Source organism: Methylophilus methylotrophus DSM 46235 = ATCC 53528 (assembly GCF_000378225.1).
GTDB classification, from domain to species: domain Bacteria; phylum Pseudomonadota; class Gammaproteobacteria; order Burkholderiales; family Methylophilaceae; genus Methylophilus; species Methylophilus methylotrophus.
Genome location: NZ_KB905146.1, coordinates 39,221 through 56,084, shown reverse-complemented (window position 1 = coordinate 56,084; position 16,864 = coordinate 39,221). Strand labels below are relative to the sequence as shown.

General features: G+C 50.8%; 17 protein-coding genes. 5 read left to right on the top strand and 12 right to left on the bottom strand.

Going from position 1 to position 16,864, the window contains the following annotated elements:
* Positions 1–14 precede the first annotated feature (14 nt).
* From F463_RS0112075 to F463_RS0112035, 9 genes are all read right to left on the bottom strand, one after another.
* Positions 15–239, bottom strand: a complete 225-nt coding sequence (locus F463_RS0112075) for a DUF2788 domain-containing protein (RefSeq protein WP_018987356.1) — start codon at positions 237–239, stop codon at positions 15–17.
* Between the two features lie 22 nt (positions 240–261).
* Positions 262–855, bottom strand: coding sequence for a nucleoid occlusion factor SlmA (gene slmA, locus F463_RS0112070; RefSeq protein ID WP_018987355.1), 594 nt, complete (start codon positions 853–855; stop codon positions 262–264).
* Positions 856–928: 73 nt separating this feature from the next.
* The gene (locus F463_RS0112065; RefSeq protein ID WP_018987354.1) at positions 929–1,585 is read right to left on the bottom strand and encodes a pyrimidine 5'-nucleotidase; all 657 of its coding nucleotides are present in this window, start codon (positions 1,583–1,585) and stop codon (positions 929–931) included.
* 15 nt (positions 1,586–1,600) lie between these two features.
* A complete protein-coding gene (locus tag F463_RS0112060; protein ID WP_018987353.1) occupies positions 1,601–2,218 on the bottom strand; it encodes a glutathione S-transferase family protein in 618 nt (205 codons plus the stop codon).
* Positions 2,219–2,251: 33 nt separating this feature from the next.
* On the bottom strand, positions 2,252–3,133 hold the full coding sequence (argB, locus tag F463_RS0112055) for an acetylglutamate kinase (protein WP_018987352.1): 882 nt from the start codon (positions 3,131–3,133) through the stop codon (positions 2,252–2,254).
* Between the two features lie 70 nt (positions 3,134–3,203).
* Positions 3,204–4,772 carry an amino-acid N-acetyltransferase gene (argA, locus tag F463_RS0112050; protein ID WP_018987351.1) on the bottom strand — a complete coding sequence of 523 codons (1,569 nt, stop codon included), beginning with the start codon at positions 4,770–4,772 and terminating at the stop codon, positions 3,204–3,206.
* A 307-nt stretch (positions 4,773–5,079) separates the two neighbouring features.
* Positions 5,080–6,252 (bottom strand): cyclopropane fatty acyl phospholipid synthase, encoded by a 1,173-nt coding sequence (gene cfa / locus F463_RS0112045; RefSeq protein ID WP_018987350.1) that lies wholly within the window; start codon positions 6,250–6,252, stop codon positions 5,080–5,082.
* Positions 6,253–6,424: 172 nt separating this feature from the next.
* Positions 6,425–7,333, bottom strand: a complete 909-nt coding sequence (locus F463_RS0112040) for an AEC family transporter (RefSeq protein ID WP_245545233.1) — start codon at positions 7,331–7,333, stop codon at positions 6,425–6,427.
* 27 nt (positions 7,334–7,360) lie between these two features.
* On the bottom strand, positions 7,361–8,095 hold the full coding sequence (locus F463_RS0112035; RefSeq protein ID WP_018987348.1) for a 16S rRNA (uracil(1498)-N(3))-methyltransferase: 735 nt from the start codon (positions 8,093–8,095) through the stop codon (positions 7,361–7,363).
* Between the two features lie 112 nt (positions 8,096–8,207).
* Between F463_RS0112035 and F463_RS0112030 the strand changes: the two genes are divergently transcribed.
* A complete protein-coding gene (locus F463_RS0112030; RefSeq protein ID WP_026295554.1) occupies positions 8,208–8,759 on the top strand; it encodes a thioredoxin family protein in 552 nt (183 codons plus the stop codon).
* A 3-nt stretch (positions 8,760–8,762) separates the two neighbouring features.
* On the opposite strand, the gene F463_RS0112025 is transcribed toward F463_RS0112030, so the two are convergent.
* Positions 8,763–9,977, bottom strand: a complete 1,215-nt coding sequence (locus F463_RS0112025) for an NnrS family protein (protein WP_018987346.1) — start codon at positions 9,975–9,977, stop codon at positions 8,763–8,765.
* Between the two features lie 87 nt (positions 9,978–10,064).
* On the opposite strand from F463_RS0112025, the gene F463_RS0112020 reads away from it, so the two are divergent.
* The 3 genes from F463_RS0112020 to F463_RS0112010 all read left to right on the top strand — a co-directional run bounded on the left by F463_RS0112020 (position 10,065) and on the right by F463_RS0112010 (position 12,889).
* Positions 10,065–10,505 (top strand): Rrf2 family transcriptional regulator, encoded by a 441-nt coding sequence (locus F463_RS0112020; protein ID WP_026295553.1) that lies wholly within the window; start codon positions 10,065–10,067, stop codon positions 10,503–10,505.
* A gap of 88 nt (positions 10,506–10,593) precedes the next feature.
* Positions 10,594–11,796, top strand: a complete 1,203-nt coding sequence (locus F463_RS0112015) for a globin domain-containing protein (RefSeq protein ID WP_018987344.1) — start codon at positions 10,594–10,596, stop codon at positions 11,794–11,796.
* A 79-nt stretch (positions 11,797–11,875) separates the two neighbouring features.
* Positions 11,876–12,889 (top strand): Gfo/Idh/MocA family protein, encoded by a 1,014-nt coding sequence (locus F463_RS0112010; protein ID WP_018987343.1) that lies wholly within the window; start codon positions 11,876–11,878, stop codon positions 12,887–12,889.
* A 101-nt stretch (positions 12,890–12,990) separates the two neighbouring features.
* Here F463_RS0112010 and fae read toward each other — a convergent pair whose 3' ends face one another.
* Positions 12,991–13,542, bottom strand: a complete 552-nt coding sequence (gene fae, locus F463_RS0112005; protein WP_018987342.1) for a formaldehyde-activating enzyme — start codon at positions 13,540–13,542, stop codon at positions 12,991–12,993.
* A 270-nt stretch (positions 13,543–13,812) separates the two neighbouring features.
* Here fae and tkt point away from each other — a divergent pair, with 270 nt between their 5' ends.
* Entirely contained in the window at positions 13,813–15,798 is a 1,986-nt protein-coding gene (gene tkt / locus F463_RS0112000) for a transketolase (protein WP_018987341.1), read from the top strand.
* A gap of 192 nt (positions 15,799–15,990) precedes the next feature.
* Here tkt and F463_RS0111995 read toward each other — a convergent pair whose 3' ends face one another.
* Entirely contained in the window at positions 15,991–16,851 is an 861-nt protein-coding gene (locus F463_RS0111995; RefSeq protein WP_018987340.1) for a transglutaminase family protein, read from the bottom strand.
* Between the last annotated feature and the right edge of the window lie 13 nt (positions 16,852–16,864).

The following is a 16,864-nucleotide window of genomic DNA, read 5'->3' as shown; positions in this document are numbered from 1 at the left end:
CGCTTGGGCAATCATTAATGAATATTCAGGTAGTGCTGTATAAGCAGTTTGGCTACGAACCCCACCATCCCTAATGTCAGGGCGAGAAACAAGGCAAATGTCCCGGTTTTGCCAGCCTTAGACTTCCAGGCCAGGTTGCCGACTATGAATACGATGAACAGGATCAGGCCAGCGAGGCCCCAGCTCATGCCAAACTCGGTCAGCTGGGCTTCATTCATGCCAAAAACGGTGGTTTCCATCTATTAAAACTTTCTACTTCACTTATTGCAAACAGCCGGTAATCAGTTGGGTCACATGCTGTTCAAGGTTGTCACTGGGTTTGCGCTTGAAGCCGCTTTTGGCAAATGCATGCCAGCGCCCCAGCACAAAGCTGATCATGGTATTTGCGGCGATACCGGCATCGGCGACTTTATTGCCTTGTGCTTCGGCAATGCGCAGTGATTGTTTGAGGCTGGCTTCCAGGCGGTCCAGTAGTTGGTTAATGCGCGCTTGCAAAGCTTCATCTTCATTGACCAGTGCGTCACCTATCAATACACGCGACATGCCAGGGTTGCGTTCGGCAAATTTGAGCATGGTTTGCAGCATCAGTTGCACCTGCTTCAGTCCATCCGTTTCATCGCTGGTAATTTTATTCATGACACCAAACAATGCGCTTTCGATAAACTCAATCAGGCCTTCAAACATTTTGGCCTTGTTGGCAAAGTGGCGGTATAACGCCGCTTCGGAGACATCCAGTTTGGCCGCCAGGGCCGCCGTCGTGATTTTTTCGCCACGTGGGGTTTGCAGCATGCCTGCCAGTGTTTCCAGAATCTGCTGCTTGCGGTTTGCGCGTGCTTCTTTATTGATCGTTGCCATAATGATTTCCGTGACCAGGCCCTGTTGACCCTATTGAAGTTGTTATTTTGGCTGGTATTTTAACTGTATTCGCTCAGCACGGGAATGGATGTGGTGCTTTTTTCAGTGTACAGTGAGTGAGTGCCAACACATGCGGCAACCTATATTGCACAAAGTTTGGTTTATGCAAACGGCGGCTGATCCACACGGTACGCATGCCTAATCGTTTTGCGGTCATCAATGCTGGCAGGCTGTCTTCAAACAAGGTACAGTCGGTGGCCCGGCAGCGTAACTGGCGTAACAATAGCTGGAATCCACGTACGCTGGGTTTGGCATGAAAGCGGCTGGATTCGACGCTAAATACCAGTGAAAAACAATCCGCAATACCGAGCACTTGCAGGACGCGCATGGCATAGACGCGTGGGGCATTGGTGAATACGCATTTGCGCCCTGGCAGGCTGTTGAGTAATTGCCTTAGATTGCGTGTGGTTTGTACCATGTCATCGGTTAAAAAGGCGTGCGTTTCGGCCAGGAAGTGATGCGGATTGACGCCGTGATGGCGCATCAGTCCTTTCAGGGTCGCGCCATAGATTCGCCAGTAATGCTGGCGTAATTGTTGTGCTGCCGCTTCTTCCATCTCCAGTGTCTGCATGATGTAGTGTGTCATGCACTGGTTCATGACTGGAAAAATATGTGCGGAAGCGTTGTGCAAGGTGTCATCCAGATCAAAAATCCACACCCGGCGTGACATCGCGTATTGATCCGGTTAAAGGGCGTCTGCACGCAACTTGGCAGGGCGTTGCAGCATGCGGTTTACATACTCCTCAAACACCTGGCGTGGCTGATAAGCCTTGGTGTAACGCATGCCAAAGTTAAGGTGGGTTGCCAGATAGACGTCTGCTGCCGTGAACTGGTCACCGACTACATAAGCATGCTGGTTTAAATGCGACTCAAGTGTGTTAAGTGTCAATGCCATGGAGCCAAAACCAAGAAAAGCTTGGCAGGGCGTGCCCAATGGGGTTTTTTCCGGTGTTTTCCAGCCAAGAAACTCAGCCGTAGTCGCCGCTTCCAGTGGGCCTGTGATAAAAAACATCCAGCGGTAAAATGCTGCCCTTTCGGGAGAGCCAGTGGCGGGCATCAGGCCTTTTTCGGGAAAGGTATCCGCGAGGTAGGTCAAGATGGCTGCCGTTTCAGTGACAACTGCTTCTCCATGTTTGAGGGCAGGCACCTTGCCCATGGGGTTGATCGCCAGATATTCTGCCTCTTTCATGGGCTGGCCAAAATCCAGCCACACCACTTCATAGTCCAGCGCCATCTCCTCAAGCAGCCAATGCACGGCACGGCCACGCGACAGTTTGTTGCTGTATAAAACAATCTCGGCCATGGTTAACGGGTTGTCAGCGGTGGAGGGGGGGGCTTATTTGGCTTTAATCAGGGTGCCTACGCCTTCGTCGGTCAACACTTCCAGCAACAAGGCATGCTCAACGCGACCATCAATGATGTGCACAGACTTGACGCCACTGCGGGCGGCATCCAGTGCGGAGCCAATTTTTGGTAGCATGCCACCACTCAGTGTGCCATCTTCTACCAGGTCGTCAATCTGTTTCGGGGTGAGGCCAGTCAGCAACTGGCCGCTTTTGTCCAGCACACCCGGGGTATTGGTCAGCAAAATCAATTTCTCGGCATTGAGGATCTCTGCCAGCTTGCCAGCCACCACATCGGCATTAATGTTATAGGTTTCGCCATCTTTGCCAACGCCAATCGGGGCAACCACAGGAATAAAGTCACCACTGTCCAGAAACGTGATGATGCTGGGGTCTATGCCCGAAATTTCACCAACCTGGCCTACGTCTATCATTTTGGTTGGATCCTTGAGATCTTCCATGAGCAGTTTGTGCGCATGGATAAAATTGCCATCCTGGCCGGTCAAGCCGACAGCCTTGCCACCATGACGGTTGATGAGGTTCACAATCTCTTTGTTGACCTGGCCACCGAGAACCATTTCCACCACATCCATGGTTTCTTCATCCGTAACGCGCATGCCCTGGATAAACTCGCCTTTTTTGCCCAGTTTGTCCAGCATTTCATTGATCTGCGGGCCACCGCCGTGCACCACGACTGGGTTCATGCCAACCAGCTTGAGCAACACGACATCTTGCGCAAAGCACTCTTTGAGGCGGTTGTCTGTCATGGCGTTGCCACCGTATTTGATGACAATGGTTTTGTCAAAAAAGCGCTTGATGTAAGGTAAGGCTTCAGACAGGGTTTGCGCTTTTTGGCTGGCGGTGGAGGTTTGCATAGGTCAAACTTTCATTCAATCATCAGGCGATTGCGATCAATCGGGTACAGGCTGAATTTTAGCTAAAAACTCATAACGATTTGATGAAAACTTTGGATTTTCTCTGAAAATTGTAGAGTTTTTGCTTTTCCTGCGGCAATTGGTCTATCTCCAGTTCCCTAAAGCCGCGCTCCAGGAACCAGTGCTCGGTGCGCGTCGTCAGGCAAAAAAGCTGTTTAAAGCCTTTTTGACTGGCCTGCTGCTGGCAAAAATTAAACAATTTGTCGCCACGGCCTCCCCCACGGTAAGCTGGATCGATGGCCAGGCAGGCAAATTCCACCATTTTTTCTTGTGGGAATGGATACAGGGCTGCGCAGCCTATGACCCGGTTATCGTGCTCCATCACATAAAAATAGTTGATTTCCATTTCTATGCGCTCGCGGCCGCGCCGCACCAGAATGCCCTCATTTTCCAGCGGCTCAATCAGCATCAGGATGCCACCTACATCGTCAATATTAGCCTGGCGCATGGTTTCCAGCGGCAGTTCGGTAACCATGGTGCCTATGCCTTGCCGCGTAAACAGCTCCTGGATAATGGCGCCATCAATATGACGCGAGATCAGGTGCGTCCTGGCCACACCATGTTCGCAGGCACGCACTGCCGCCGGCAGGTAGTAATTCACGTCTTCTGAGTAATGAATCGGCTCGTCGCTCTCCTGCACATTACGCAACAGGTTTTTGGCTTTGGCCGAGGTCATTTCACGCAACAACTCGCCGCGCAGGTTCTGAACGCCTTCAGAGTCCATGAGGAAAATCAGTTTTTCCGCATCCAGCGCAATGGCGGCACTCACTGCCACATCTTCCAGTGTCAGGTTGAAGGTTTCGCCAGTGGGGGAATAACCCATGGGTGATAACAGCACCAGTTCGCCGTCGTCCAGCCGTTTCTGAATACCGGTGGCATCAATTTTGCGCACTTCGCCAGTATGTTGCAGGTCTACACCGTCGCGGACCCCCAGTGGCTTGGCCGTGACAAAGTTGCCGCTGGCCACGCGGATATCGCTGCCGGCCATCGGCGAGTTGGCAATGCCCATGGAAAGCAAGGATTCGATTTCCACGCGGATGGCGCCATTGGCTTCTTTGACCGCCTCCATGGCGGCGTCGTCAGTAATACGGCGGCCGTTATGCAGTTTGGGCGTCAGGTTGTCGCGCTTGAGTCGCTGCTCAATTTGTGGCCGTGCGCCATGCACCAGCACCAGCCTGACTTCCAGGCTAGCCAGCAGGTTGAGGTCATGTGACAAGGCCACGAACTGCTGTTCGCTCACCACCTCTCCCCCAAAGGCAATCACAAACGTACTGCCGCCAAAGGCGTGAATATAAGGCGCCGCCGAGCGGAACCAGTGCACAAAGTCTTTGCTATTGGCATTCGACAAAATGGCCGGTGGTGTATTGGTCAGTGACACAGGGGTCAGGTTGGCGTCATACAAGCGCCCGGGGGTGGTATTCAATGCCTGGGCGGTGGCGCGTAACAAAGCTTCTGAAATGCCGATTTCGCCCCGTTCTATGCGTGACAAATTGCTGGCATCAGTCCCTACACGGGCGGCCAATTGTTGTAGGGTTAAATTTTGCGATTTACGCAAATCTCTAATGTTTGATCCAAGCATTTCGGTTTAATTTAAGACTATTATGCAAAATAGTAAATAAAAATGGTTTTTATTGCAAATAATACGGCAGGAAAAAACCTGTGACCGCCGATGAGCGTGATAAACGCCAATATAGCAAAGATGGGGCTATCACTTACTAGATAGGAATTAAAGTGAGCAGTTCGCGAAGAAATTATTTTTTTAAGGGTTGATCCCGTCCATCAGCGATTAGAATTTTTTTTGCCATTTTTGAAGCACGCTTGGCCCGAAAAAAATGACGGCCAAGGCCGTCATATAAGGTCAAGAACACAGAGAGACTACGTCAACATCAACTGGCTGGCAGCGGGCGCACTGAACGATAGATACGGTTGCTCTGCCGTTTGCTCAGGACCAGTTGCCAGAGTTGCCCTTGCCGCGAGCGGAAATAGCCTGCACAACACATCAGGTAGTATTTCCACATGCGGTAAAAACTTTCATCATATTTAAACTGTAGTTCCGGCCAAGCCCGGTTAAATTTGTCCCACCACGCCATCAGGGTGCGGTCATAATCAGTACCAAAGTTATGCCAGTCTTCAATCAGGAATTTTTGCTCAATCGCATCGGTAATTTCGCTGGCTGAAGGTAATTTCCCATTAGGGAAAATGTAGCGGTCTATCCAAGCGTCGGTATGCAGGGCGGTTTTATGGTTGCCTATGGTGTGCAGCAAGAACAGGCCGTTATCCTTGAGCAGGCGTTGCGCAGTCGCGAAATAAATCTCGTAATTCTTGGGGCCGACGTGCTCAAACATACCCACGGAGACAATTTTGTCGAATTGGCCATGTAGCTCACGGTAGTCCTTGAGCTGGATATCCACTTCCAGGCCAGCGCAACGCTCTTTGGCTAATGCCTGTTGCTCAACGGAAACCGTGATGCCGACCACTTGCGCGCCATAATACTTGGCCATATGCCTTGCCAAGCCGCCCCAGCCACAACCAATTTCCAGCACGCGGTCTCCAGGTTGCAGGTCCAGCTTGCGGCAAATCATGTCCAGCTTGTTGAATTGCGCTTCTTCCAGCGTGCTTGCATGCTCCCAGTAGGCGCATGAGTAGCTCATGCTGCTGTCCAGCATGGCTTCAAACACATCGTTACCAATATCATAATGCTGTTGTGCCACCTGGTAGGCGCGGTCAGGCGTCTGCAGGTTGAAAAAAGAGTGTCTTATCACTTCGCCCAGCAGCTTCAGTTTTGCCATGCCACCCATTTTTTCATCAATGTCTGCACGCATCACACGATGGAAAAACTCATCCAGCCGCTTGCAGTCCCAGCGACCTTCAATAAATGCCTGCCCCAGACCCAACGTGCCTTTGGTCAATACATCTCGGTAAACGCTTTCTTCATACACCTGGATATCCCAGGGCGCATTGCCATTGATGGTCACGCCAGTTTCAGCTAGCAAGCTGACCAGCGTCGCTGGCGGAGTAGGTTGGTGAGCAATATATTGGTTGGTCGTGGTTTTCGGCATGATCTTCTGATAATCCCAAATACACAAAACGAAAGAATGACTGTTTTACCGCTATCTTAGAAACAGCCTGGCCTCTTGACTACTCGTCATATGACGTATGACAGCGTGCCTCATAAAAATTCAACCGGCATGCGTGATTTCATGAGTTAAAGGACAAAATAATATGGAGTGTTTATGGCTGCAGGATGACAAACCACAGCGGCAGGCTGGCAATACTGAGCAAAGTGCTGATAAATACGGCTGCGGCATACAGGGCGCCATCGAGACGATAGCGCTCACAAATCACAATGCCAAAGACCATGGTTGGCATGGCAGCGAGCAGGACGCATGCAGTCAGCTGCTGCCCTTGCAGCCCTAGCGCAAGGGCAGCCTGTTTTGCAGCCAATGGGGCCAGCAATAAGCCAATCACACACACTGGCAACAGCAGTGGAATCAGTTTAGGTTTAAAAGTATCCCAACGGATGCTCATCCCCAAAGCAATCAGCATGAGCGGAATCACGCCACCGGCCAGCGTATGCAGGCCATGTGCGATCATTTCCGGTTGAGGGACATGCAACAAATTCAATGCGCAGGCAATCGCCAATGCCCACAAAGGTGGCACGCGGATCAGCTCTTTGAACGGATTGCTTTTTGTGTTGGCTTCACCATAGTGTTGTGCCATTAACATTCCCAGCGATAGCAGAATTGGCGTGCACGCAAACAGGTCAAATTTGAGCACCATCTCATGCGCCCAATCTCCCAGCACTTCGCTGGTCACGGGTAAGCCAAGATAAGTGGCGTTAGGAAATGTCGCTGCCAGCATCAACGCGCCCTGCTGAGCGCGGGGCACATCCGAGAATCTTTTGAGTACCTGTAAGCATAGCCGCATCAGTAATGCCGCTACGGATAACCTGGAAATGGCTGTCAGTTGGATGCTGAAGGTATCCGCGTCCAGCGGCGCTTGCCACAACACGTCAATCACGAGTGCTGGTAGCAGAATATAAAAAACGATATCTGTCAGTGCGCGCCTGTGAGAGATAGCCGAGATATGGTCAGGCGCAAACCGCTGCCAGGCAATGCCGGCACTAATCAGTAAAGCCATTTGTAACATGACTTCAAACATGGGTAACTAAAAGTCTCCCCACAGTGACTGCATGCAGGCAATAGCGGTCAGTGCGGCTGTTTCAGTACGTAAAATCCTGGGGCCGAGTACGATAGATTGGAAGTGGTGCTGGGTGGCGAGTTCAATTTCGGCAGGACTTAAGCCGCCTTCTGGGCCTATCAGCAAATGAATGGGGTGATCCGGCTTGCTCAATACTGCCAAGCGGTTGGCCCCGACCGGATTAAGCAACAGGTTGAGGCAGTCTGGGGTGGCATATTGGCTCAGCCATTGTGGCAGAGCGAGTGGGACATGCACGTGAGGAATGACTGCGCGGCCACTTTGCTCACAGGCGGCAATTGCCACGCCTTGCCAGTGTTCTGTGCGTTTCTCGGCACGGTCACCGCTGAGTTTGGTGACGCAACGCTCGGTGCTGAGCGGATAAATCTCCGTCACGCCAAGCTCCACCGCTTTCTGGATGGTGTAATCCATGCGGTCACCGCTGGAAATACCCTGAAGCAGGCGGATGCTCAGGGGAGATTCATTGCTGACCTGTGTGCGGCTAAGCACCTCAACCCGGGCGGATTTTTTCTCTATGCTAGTCAGCGCACACTGGTAGTCAAAGCCATCGCCACAAAACAACGTCAGCGTATCGCCCACTTTAAGTCGCATGACTCTCACTGCATGCGCCATGGCGTTATCACTGAGCGGGACTGATTGGCCCACAGTCAATGCAGTCGGGCTATGAAATCGTAAATTACTCATGACTGGCATTGTAACCAAAATGCCTCTGTGCTGGCACGGTGGTCACAAGATTCACCTTGGCGTCTTAATCACGTACCATACTGGTTTGAATTTAATGGCAGGAGCAACTCTGATGGCAAGCATTAGCCCCCCCGTATGTGACTTTGGCTGGAAAGCCCCGGCATTCAATTTGCCCAATGTGGATGGCCGTTTGGTCGATCTTGAAAGTAGCATGGGCCCGAATGGGCTGCTGGTGATGTTTATTTGTAACCATTGCCCTTATGTCAAGGCGATTTTGCCACGCCTGATCGCTGACATAAAAGAGCTCAAGGCAATGGGTGTGAATACGGTGGCGATCATGTCTAATGACCCTTCAGATTACCCGGAAGACAGCCCGGAGAATATGAAAAAAATCGCTACCGAGATGGCGTTTCCGTTCCCCTATCTGCTAGATGAAACCCAGCAAATTGCCAAAGCCTATGATGCAGTGTGCACACCTGATTTCTTTGGCTTTAACAAACACTTTGAGCTGCAATACCGCGGCCGCTTTGACGAAAGCCGCAAGGAAACTGCACCGGAAAGTACCCGTGAATTATTCAAAGCCATGAAGCAGGTGGCCGAAACCGGTCAGGGACCAAAAGAACAAATCGCCAGTATCGGTTGTTCCATTAAATGGAAAGAGTGAGTCCTAACCAGGCGAGCCATCAATGCGCGGTTTAAACAGTATCGGCCAATAGATAATCGTAAATAATGTGAATGCGGCGATCCAGCCGCCCGCAGCCAGCATGACTGACAAACGGTACAACTCGGGAAAATTGATAGGCAATAACACTCGACTCAGGGTGGCAAAAATGACCAGGCTAAATATCCAGACCACGCTACGCGGTGGTTGATGGATATTGCGGCCAGTATGTCCTAGTGAGACCCGCGCCATCATCGCCAGCGTAATCACGCCGATGCCGCCAATGGCCCAGCAATGGATCGCTAAAATGACAGAGATATCAGGGACAACAAAACTCATTGCGTAGAGTAAAAAGCCCAGGTTAATCAGCCACAAGCCACAATAAAAACTCCATAGCAAAGGCACTTGCCATATGCCAGGTGTATGCCAGCGCATTAATCTGAAACCGGCACTCAGGCTGATAGTGAGCCCTAACACCAGGTTAAGTGTTTGATTGTTGACAGTCAGTATGTTGATTAATAATGCGGCCAGGCACACCATCAGCAGGCGATCGATCCAGAGTGAGTTTTTAAGCGTCACTTCTTCTTTGACACCCCGCTCAATAAACATCGGCAAAATGCGGCGGCTGATGACCAGGATCAGGCTGATATTCAGCAACAGTCCCGTCCAGATGGCCACATGTGCACCCTGGGTGGTCCAGCCAGTCGCCTGGGCATAAAAGGCCATATTACCCAGGGTGAGCAGCGCGATTTTTGATAGCACACCGAGTTGACGCCACTGTTTAACCCGAATAATGGGCCAGGCCACCGCAATCAGCAGCCACAAGTTAAACACGCCATCAAACAGTGCAGCCAGCGCGACCTGCGAGGGGGCAAACTGCATCACGACTCGTGCCACCGTCCAGCATGCGACTAGCCCCATGAGTGGGCGACCGTGCAGGGTTTGTATCCCGGTCCAGTTTTTGACTGCCGTCAGCAAAAAACCAGCAATCACCGCAAAAGCAAAGCCATATAGCATTTCGTGTGCATGCCACTGTGATGCGGAAACGGTATTTAACGCTGGCGCAGATTGGGTTATATATTTCCATACCCAGAGGCCAATCGAGAGTGCCGCAAAGCAGGCAGCTACCAGGAAAAAGGGCCTAAAGCCTAGGTTCAATAATGCGAATGCTTGTGCAGGTCGTTTGCGGCTAGGCGGGGAGATTTGAATCAGTGGCTGCATCTGGAGGCTCCTGAGAGGCTGGCGATGGATAACAGCATAACAATTTAAAGTTGCATTGTAAATGAAACATATATTAGAATGCTTGGCATGCAATTAAATAAATTTACCGATATCGGTTTGCGCGTCCTCATGTATTTGTCACAGCCGCGTGTAGACCAGCAAGTGACCATAGACGAGATCGCTACCACGTTTGATTTGCCACGCAATCACCTGATTAAAGTGATTACACGCTTAAATAAGCTGGGGTGGATCAGGGCAACCCGTGGAAGGAATGGTGGCTTGGAGCTCAACCAGGCGTCATTGCAATTGCGCATAGGCGATATTTTGCGTGAGCTTGAGAATACAGCGGAGCTGATTAATTGCGAGAAACCGTTGTGCCAGTTTCACGGTCACTGCCTGCTCAAAGGGGCATTGCAAACTGGCTTGGAGTCCTTTTATGCGCACATGAACCAACATCGTTTGATTGATATTGTGAATAACAATACTAGGGAGAAAATTATTTCCATGCATAAAGCACGTGCCGCTTAAGCCAAGCGTGATTTACCGCTATGCCCATTTGCATGGGCTGTTTTTTTAATTTAAATGTTTCATTTAAATGCTATTTTAAGGGGTTTATATGTTATCCACTGCTGCCCGCCCTTACATCGAAGCCAGTGTGCCTGTGTTGCAAGCACATGGCCTGGCGATTACCACCACATTTTACAAAAACATGTTTAATGCACATCCTGAGCTCAAAAACCTGTTTAATATGGGCAACCAGGCCAATGGCAGCCAGCAGCAATCCCTGGCGGCGGCTGTCTTTGCCTATGCGGCCAATATTGATAACGCGCAAGCGTTGCAGCCTGTGATTGACCGCATTGTGCATAAACATGCTGCGGTCGGCATCAAACCGGCGCATTACCCGATTGTGGGCCGTCATTTGCTGGGCGCGATTGCCGAAGTGCTGGGTGAAGCTGCCACGCCGCCATTGATCGCGGCCTGGGATGAGGCTTACTGGTTATTGGCGGGTGAATTTATTGCGGCTGAATCCCGGTTGTATCAATCCACTGGTTATGCAGCAGACCAGTGGATTGAAACCCGTATTGTTGAAACTGCTACGGTAGCAGAAGGGGTTCTATCTATTGTGCTGGCAGCTGCGGAGGGTGAGACCCTGCCTGCGTTCAAAGCCGGGCAATATATCAGCGTTGCCGTTACTTTGCCGGATGGCTCTCGTCAGATCAGGCAATATAGCCTGTCAGATGCCGAACAAAAAACCACTTACCGCATCAGCGTTAAACGCGAAGCGGGGGGTACGCAAATGCCTCAAGGAACGGTGTCGAACTGGTTGCACCAATATGCCAATGTCGGCGGGCAATTGTTGGTCAGCCATCCTTATGGGGAATTTACACCTGATTTAAATAACAGCGAACCGCTGGTGCTGATCTCAGCGGGGGTTGGCATCACGCCAATGTTGGCAATGCTGAAAACGCTGGTTCAGCGCCAGTCAACACGGGGTATCTGGTTTTTACACGCAGGCCGTAGCCTGCAATATGTGCCGCATCTGGAGGAGTTAGGCGCAAGTCAGCAATCATTGCCGCAGTTAAATCTGGCTTTATACCTAGAGGATCAGCCGGTCGTTGAAACAGCAGTCTCTGTGCACAATGGGCGTATGCGCCTGGCCGAGTGGCCATTCAATGCAGCTTTAAATGCCCAGTATTATCTGTGTGGTCCCCTGCCTTTCATGATAGAACAATGGCAGGCATTGCTGGCCTTGGGTATCCCGGCGCAGCAAATCCATCGTGAAGTATTCGGGCCGGAAAGTCTGAACCAGGCTGGTTAGTTTGCACACGTAAACACGACATCATGCTTAAACTGGCGTTAAAATGGCATTCTTTGGAATCGCGCAGGAAAGGACACACATGCAAAAACAACTCAAATGGGGCATTCTTGGGGCTGCGCGGGTGAATGAGCGCCTGTTACCTGCGATTGTGGAGGCATCCAACGCGCAACTGGTCGCCATCGCCAGCCGCCGGCCGGGCGCTGCCAAAGCCACGCTGGAAAAGTATGCACCAAACGCGAGTGGTGTCAGCTGTTATGACGACATGGACAGCCTGCTCACAGACAGCAATGTCGAAGCCGTCTATTGCCCCATGGCCAATGAAGAGCATGCAGAATGGGCGCTCAAGGCGATCCAGGCTGGTAAGCATGTGCTGATTGAAAAGCCCATGACCACGCGCCTGGCTGATATTGATACCATTGAATCAGCCGCTAAAACCAAAGGCGTAACCGTGATGGAAGGTTTTATGTACCGCTTTCATCCTCAGCATGCCAAAGTCAAGGAGCTGGTAGACAGTGGCCTGATAGGTGATGTGCTGTCTTGCCGTGCCAGTTTCTCTTTCCTGATGGCGCCTGCGCGTATGTACCGTATTACCCGTGATATGGCGCATGGTGGCGGGGCCATGTGGGATATTGGCCCTTATGCCATTCATGCTTTGCGTTGGTGTTTTGGTGGCGGTGATGCCCCTGCTGAGCCGGTTAATGTAGTAGCTTATGGCAAGCTGAATGAGCACGGTGCCGATGTCGTAGCCAGTGGCGTGCTTGATTTTGGCCCAGATGCCCAAGGTCGCGCGCGTTTAGGCCATTTTGACGTGAGTTTTGAGCGTGGCCGCAAAGCCGAGTATGAACTCATTGGCGATAAAGGCTGGATCAAATGCCACAATATGTGGGCATATCCTGGCGATGATCCTGTCATTAGCTGGGAGGCAGGTGGTAAGTCTGAAACGATTGTGCTGCCTAAAGCCAATCACTTCAATCGGGAGATTGAGCACTTTAGTGATTGCGTACTTTATGGCAAGGCCCCTTTACTCACGTTTGATGATGCACGTGGCAACTGCAAGGCGATTGAAGCCGTGATTTCGGCATTGAAACGATAACGTGGCCATAAATAAAAAAGGATGCTCAGGCATCCTTTTTTATTTACATCAAAGCCATCATTGACGGCTAATTTTTTCCGTGCCTTAAATTTTCCCGAACCTTAAATCTTCCCATCAAGGCCCATCTGGTAATACTTATGCACAATCTTCTCCTGGTTTTCCAGCAGCCAGTCTATGCTAGGCTCATTGCGCAAGGCTTTTTGAATCGCCTTGAAAGTCGCCTCACGGTGAATATCAAACAGTGCTTTGTGGTCAATCTTCTCTTGTTCCAGAATCGCCGGGCTCAGCCAAACTGACACAATAATGCCCAAGTCATTGGCTTTTTCTTTCGGGATATCGCCGCTACGCACGGCATCGAGCACGCCGTTGGCAATCGCCCCTTGCACCGTGCCCATCAAGATATTGGTATAACGTGGGTCTTTCACCGTCACCTTGCTCACCATCAATGTGGCAGGGCGCACCATGATATCGGTGTTCATAATCGCCAGTACACGGGTATGGCCTTTCACCTGGTCACCCAGCAAGTTGGCAAATGCGGTGCCCATCGGGCCGTTCATTTCGCCAATTGCGACTTCGGGTTCAGCGGCTGTACCGGGAGGGCCGCCAGCCACCAGGGCTTCACCCACACGCATAATGATTCTATCGTCAGACATGATTACTTCCTTTGCTATCAATGTTTTTACATGGTAGGGGAAACCCTTGCTGAAAGCTACCCTTGCGGGCACCAGAATGCCCTTTTTTATAGGTCAGCCATCGCAAAACCATCACCAGAAAAAGCGGATTAACGCTTGAAGAAAACCGGGTTCTAGTGAATAATCTAGCCTTTCCGTAAAAGGCGGGTTTTTCGGCCTTTTTAAAGAATTCAATCAAGGTTTTGCAGCTTTTTGTGTAAGACCGCTCACTTTCACTCTAGGGAGAAAACAATGGCAACTCGTGTCGACTTGTGCAACGCCATCCGTGCTCTGAGCATGGACGCTGTACAAAAAGCAAACTCCGGCCACCCAGGCGCACCTATGGGCATGGCTGAAATTGCTGAAGTATTGTGGAACCACAATCTGAGCCACAACCCAAACAACCCACAATGGGCTAACCGTGATCGTTTCGTATTGTCCAACGGCCATGGCTCCATGCTGATTTACTCCTTGCTGCACCTGACTGGTTACGATGTGACCATGGACGACATCAAGTCATTCCGTCAACTGCACTCCCGTTGCGCTGGTCACCCAGAGTACGGCTACGCACCTGGCGTTGAAACAACCACGGGTCCGTTGGGCCAAGGTATTGCGAACGGCGTTGGTTTTGCCATGGCAGAAAAACTGCTGGCTAGCCAATTCAACAAGCCAGGCCACGACATCGTTGACCACTACACATACGTGTTCCTGGGCGACGGCTGTATGATGGAAGGCGTTTCTCACGAAGCTTGTGCACTTGCTGGTACATGGGGCCTGGGCAAACTGATCGCTTTCTGGGATGACAACGGTATTTCTATCGACGGCCACATCGAAGGCTGGTACACAGACGACACCGCAGGCCGCTTCAAAGCTTACGGCTGGCACGTTGTTTCAGTAGATGGTCACGACCAGGCTGCGATTCAGAAAGCTATCGACGAAGCTAAATCAGTGACTGACAAACCATCACTGATCTGCTGCAAAACCATCATTGGTAAAGGTTCACCAAACAAGTGCGGTTCACACGACTGCCACGGTTCCGCATTAGGCGAAGCTGAAGTTGCTGCAACCCGTGAAGCCATCGGCTGGCCACACGCACCTTTTGAAATTCCTGCTGACGTATACGAAGGCTGGAACCAAAAAGACAAAGGTGCAAAACGCGAAGCTGACTGGAACGCGAAGTTTGACGCTTACGCTAAAGCCTACCCAGCAGAAGCTGCAGAATTCAAACGCCGTATGGCCGGTGAATTGCCAGCTAACTGGAAGTCACTGACTGACGCAATCATCGCTGAAACCAACGAAAAAGCTGAGAAATTGGCTACTCGTCAAGCTTCACAAAAAGCAATTACAGCGTTGGCGCCAATCTTGCCAGAATTCCTGGGCGGTTCAGCTGACTTGACAGGTTCTAACCTGACATCCTCTAAAGACTTCAAACACGTGAGTGGTAAAGAGCCAGGCAACTACATCTCTTACGGTGTACGTGAGTTCGGTATGGCTGCAATCATGAACGGTATGGCATTGCACGGTGGCTTGTTGCCTTACGGCGGTACCTTCCACATGTTCTCTGACTACATGAAAAACGGCATGCGTATGTCTGCGTTGATGCATCAACGTGTGATCTACGTGCTGACCCATGACTCTATCGGTCAAGGTGAAGATGGTCCTACACACCAACCAGTTGAAAACACTGCTGGTCTGCGTATGATTCCTCGTATGGATGTATGGCGTCCAGCTGACTCTACAGAAACAACCGTTGCATGGGTTGCTGCAGTAGAGCGCACTGAAGGCCCAACCAGCTTGGTATTGAGCCGTCAAGCTGTGCCAGGCATCAAGCACGATGCTAAAGACTTTGAACTGATCCGCAAGGGTGGTTATGTATTCTCAGACGCTGCAGGTAAAGCGGATGTGATCATCATTGCTAACGGTTCCGAGTTGGATCTGGCGATTCAAGCGGCTGCTGAATTGAACGCTGCGGGTACTAAAGTGCGTGTGGTTTCCATGCCATCCACCAACGTATTCGACCGTCAAGACCAGGCTTACAAAGACAGCGTATTGACTCCAGGCGTTAAACGCGTGGCTGTTGAAGCTGCTCACCCAGATTTCTGGCGTAAGTATGTTGGTCTGGAAGGTGCAGTTGTTGGTATCGATACCTTCGGCGAATCCGCACCAGGCGGCGCACTGTTCAAACACTTCGGCTTCACAGTTGAAAACGTAGTCAACACAGTTAAATCCGTACTGTAATTGTTGACGCAGTTTCAGTGAAGGCTAACCTTTAGGTTATGCCGTAGCTAAAATGTTGTGAACACAGTGAAATCTGTTCTGTCATTTAGAACAATCGCTGCATAAAAAACCGCTTCCTAGTGAAGCGGTTTTTTTACGCCTGTATACCTGTGAAACAATCCATTCCCCTTAGCAAGGGTGGTCTTGCTTTTATTAGCCTGTGAGTAGGTTTACCTGTACATTCACAATCAATTGAGGCTGAATATTGGGGCCGATAAAGCTGCCAGACACTGGCGGGATGGTTTCCGGGTTACGTGAAACAGCTACTGCAATATGCTGTGTGCCGGTCACCTTGCCTGCGGTGGGGTCGAAGCCTTTCCAGCCGGTGCCCGGCAAATACACTTCTGCCCAAGCATGGGTGGTGGCGTTACCCGCTTCTGTGGCGGGTGCATGCAAGTAACCACTGACAAAACGGCTGGCCAGTCCCAGGTGGCGGCACGCTTCAATAAACAATGTAGCATAATCACGGCAAGAGCCACTCAGCTTGGTCAGGGTGGTTGCCGGCGTTTGTACGCCGGGCTCTTCGCGAATCTGGTAGCGAAACTGGGTGTTAATCGCTTGATTCAAGCGAGTCAGCAGTTCAAAAGTGTTGATGTTAACGTTTTTCAGCCCCAGTTTTGTTAGCCAGTGATTAATGGCATGTTGGTCATTGGCAAACATTGGTTGCTGAAAAGCTGCCAGATCTTCCCAGTCAGTTTGCGCATAAGCAAACGGATAATTCACCGCATAGTCGTCAATACAAAAATCCAGTGGAGCCTCTTCATAGTGTTGAATCACCACTTCGCTGGCAATCGTCAGCTTGTTACTCGACTGTAAAAAGGTGACAGCAGCCAGCGAGTTATCAAATATATCTCGATACCATTTGATCTGATAAGCCGGCGTAATGTTAAGGATAGAAGACTCAATGCGTAAATCATGTCCTTCCCGTGGCCGCAGCAATAAATAATGCTGCTGCAGTGTGACTGTGCTCGAGAAGAGGTATTCAGTAAGATGCTGGATTTTTATACGTTTCATGGGCTATTTTTTC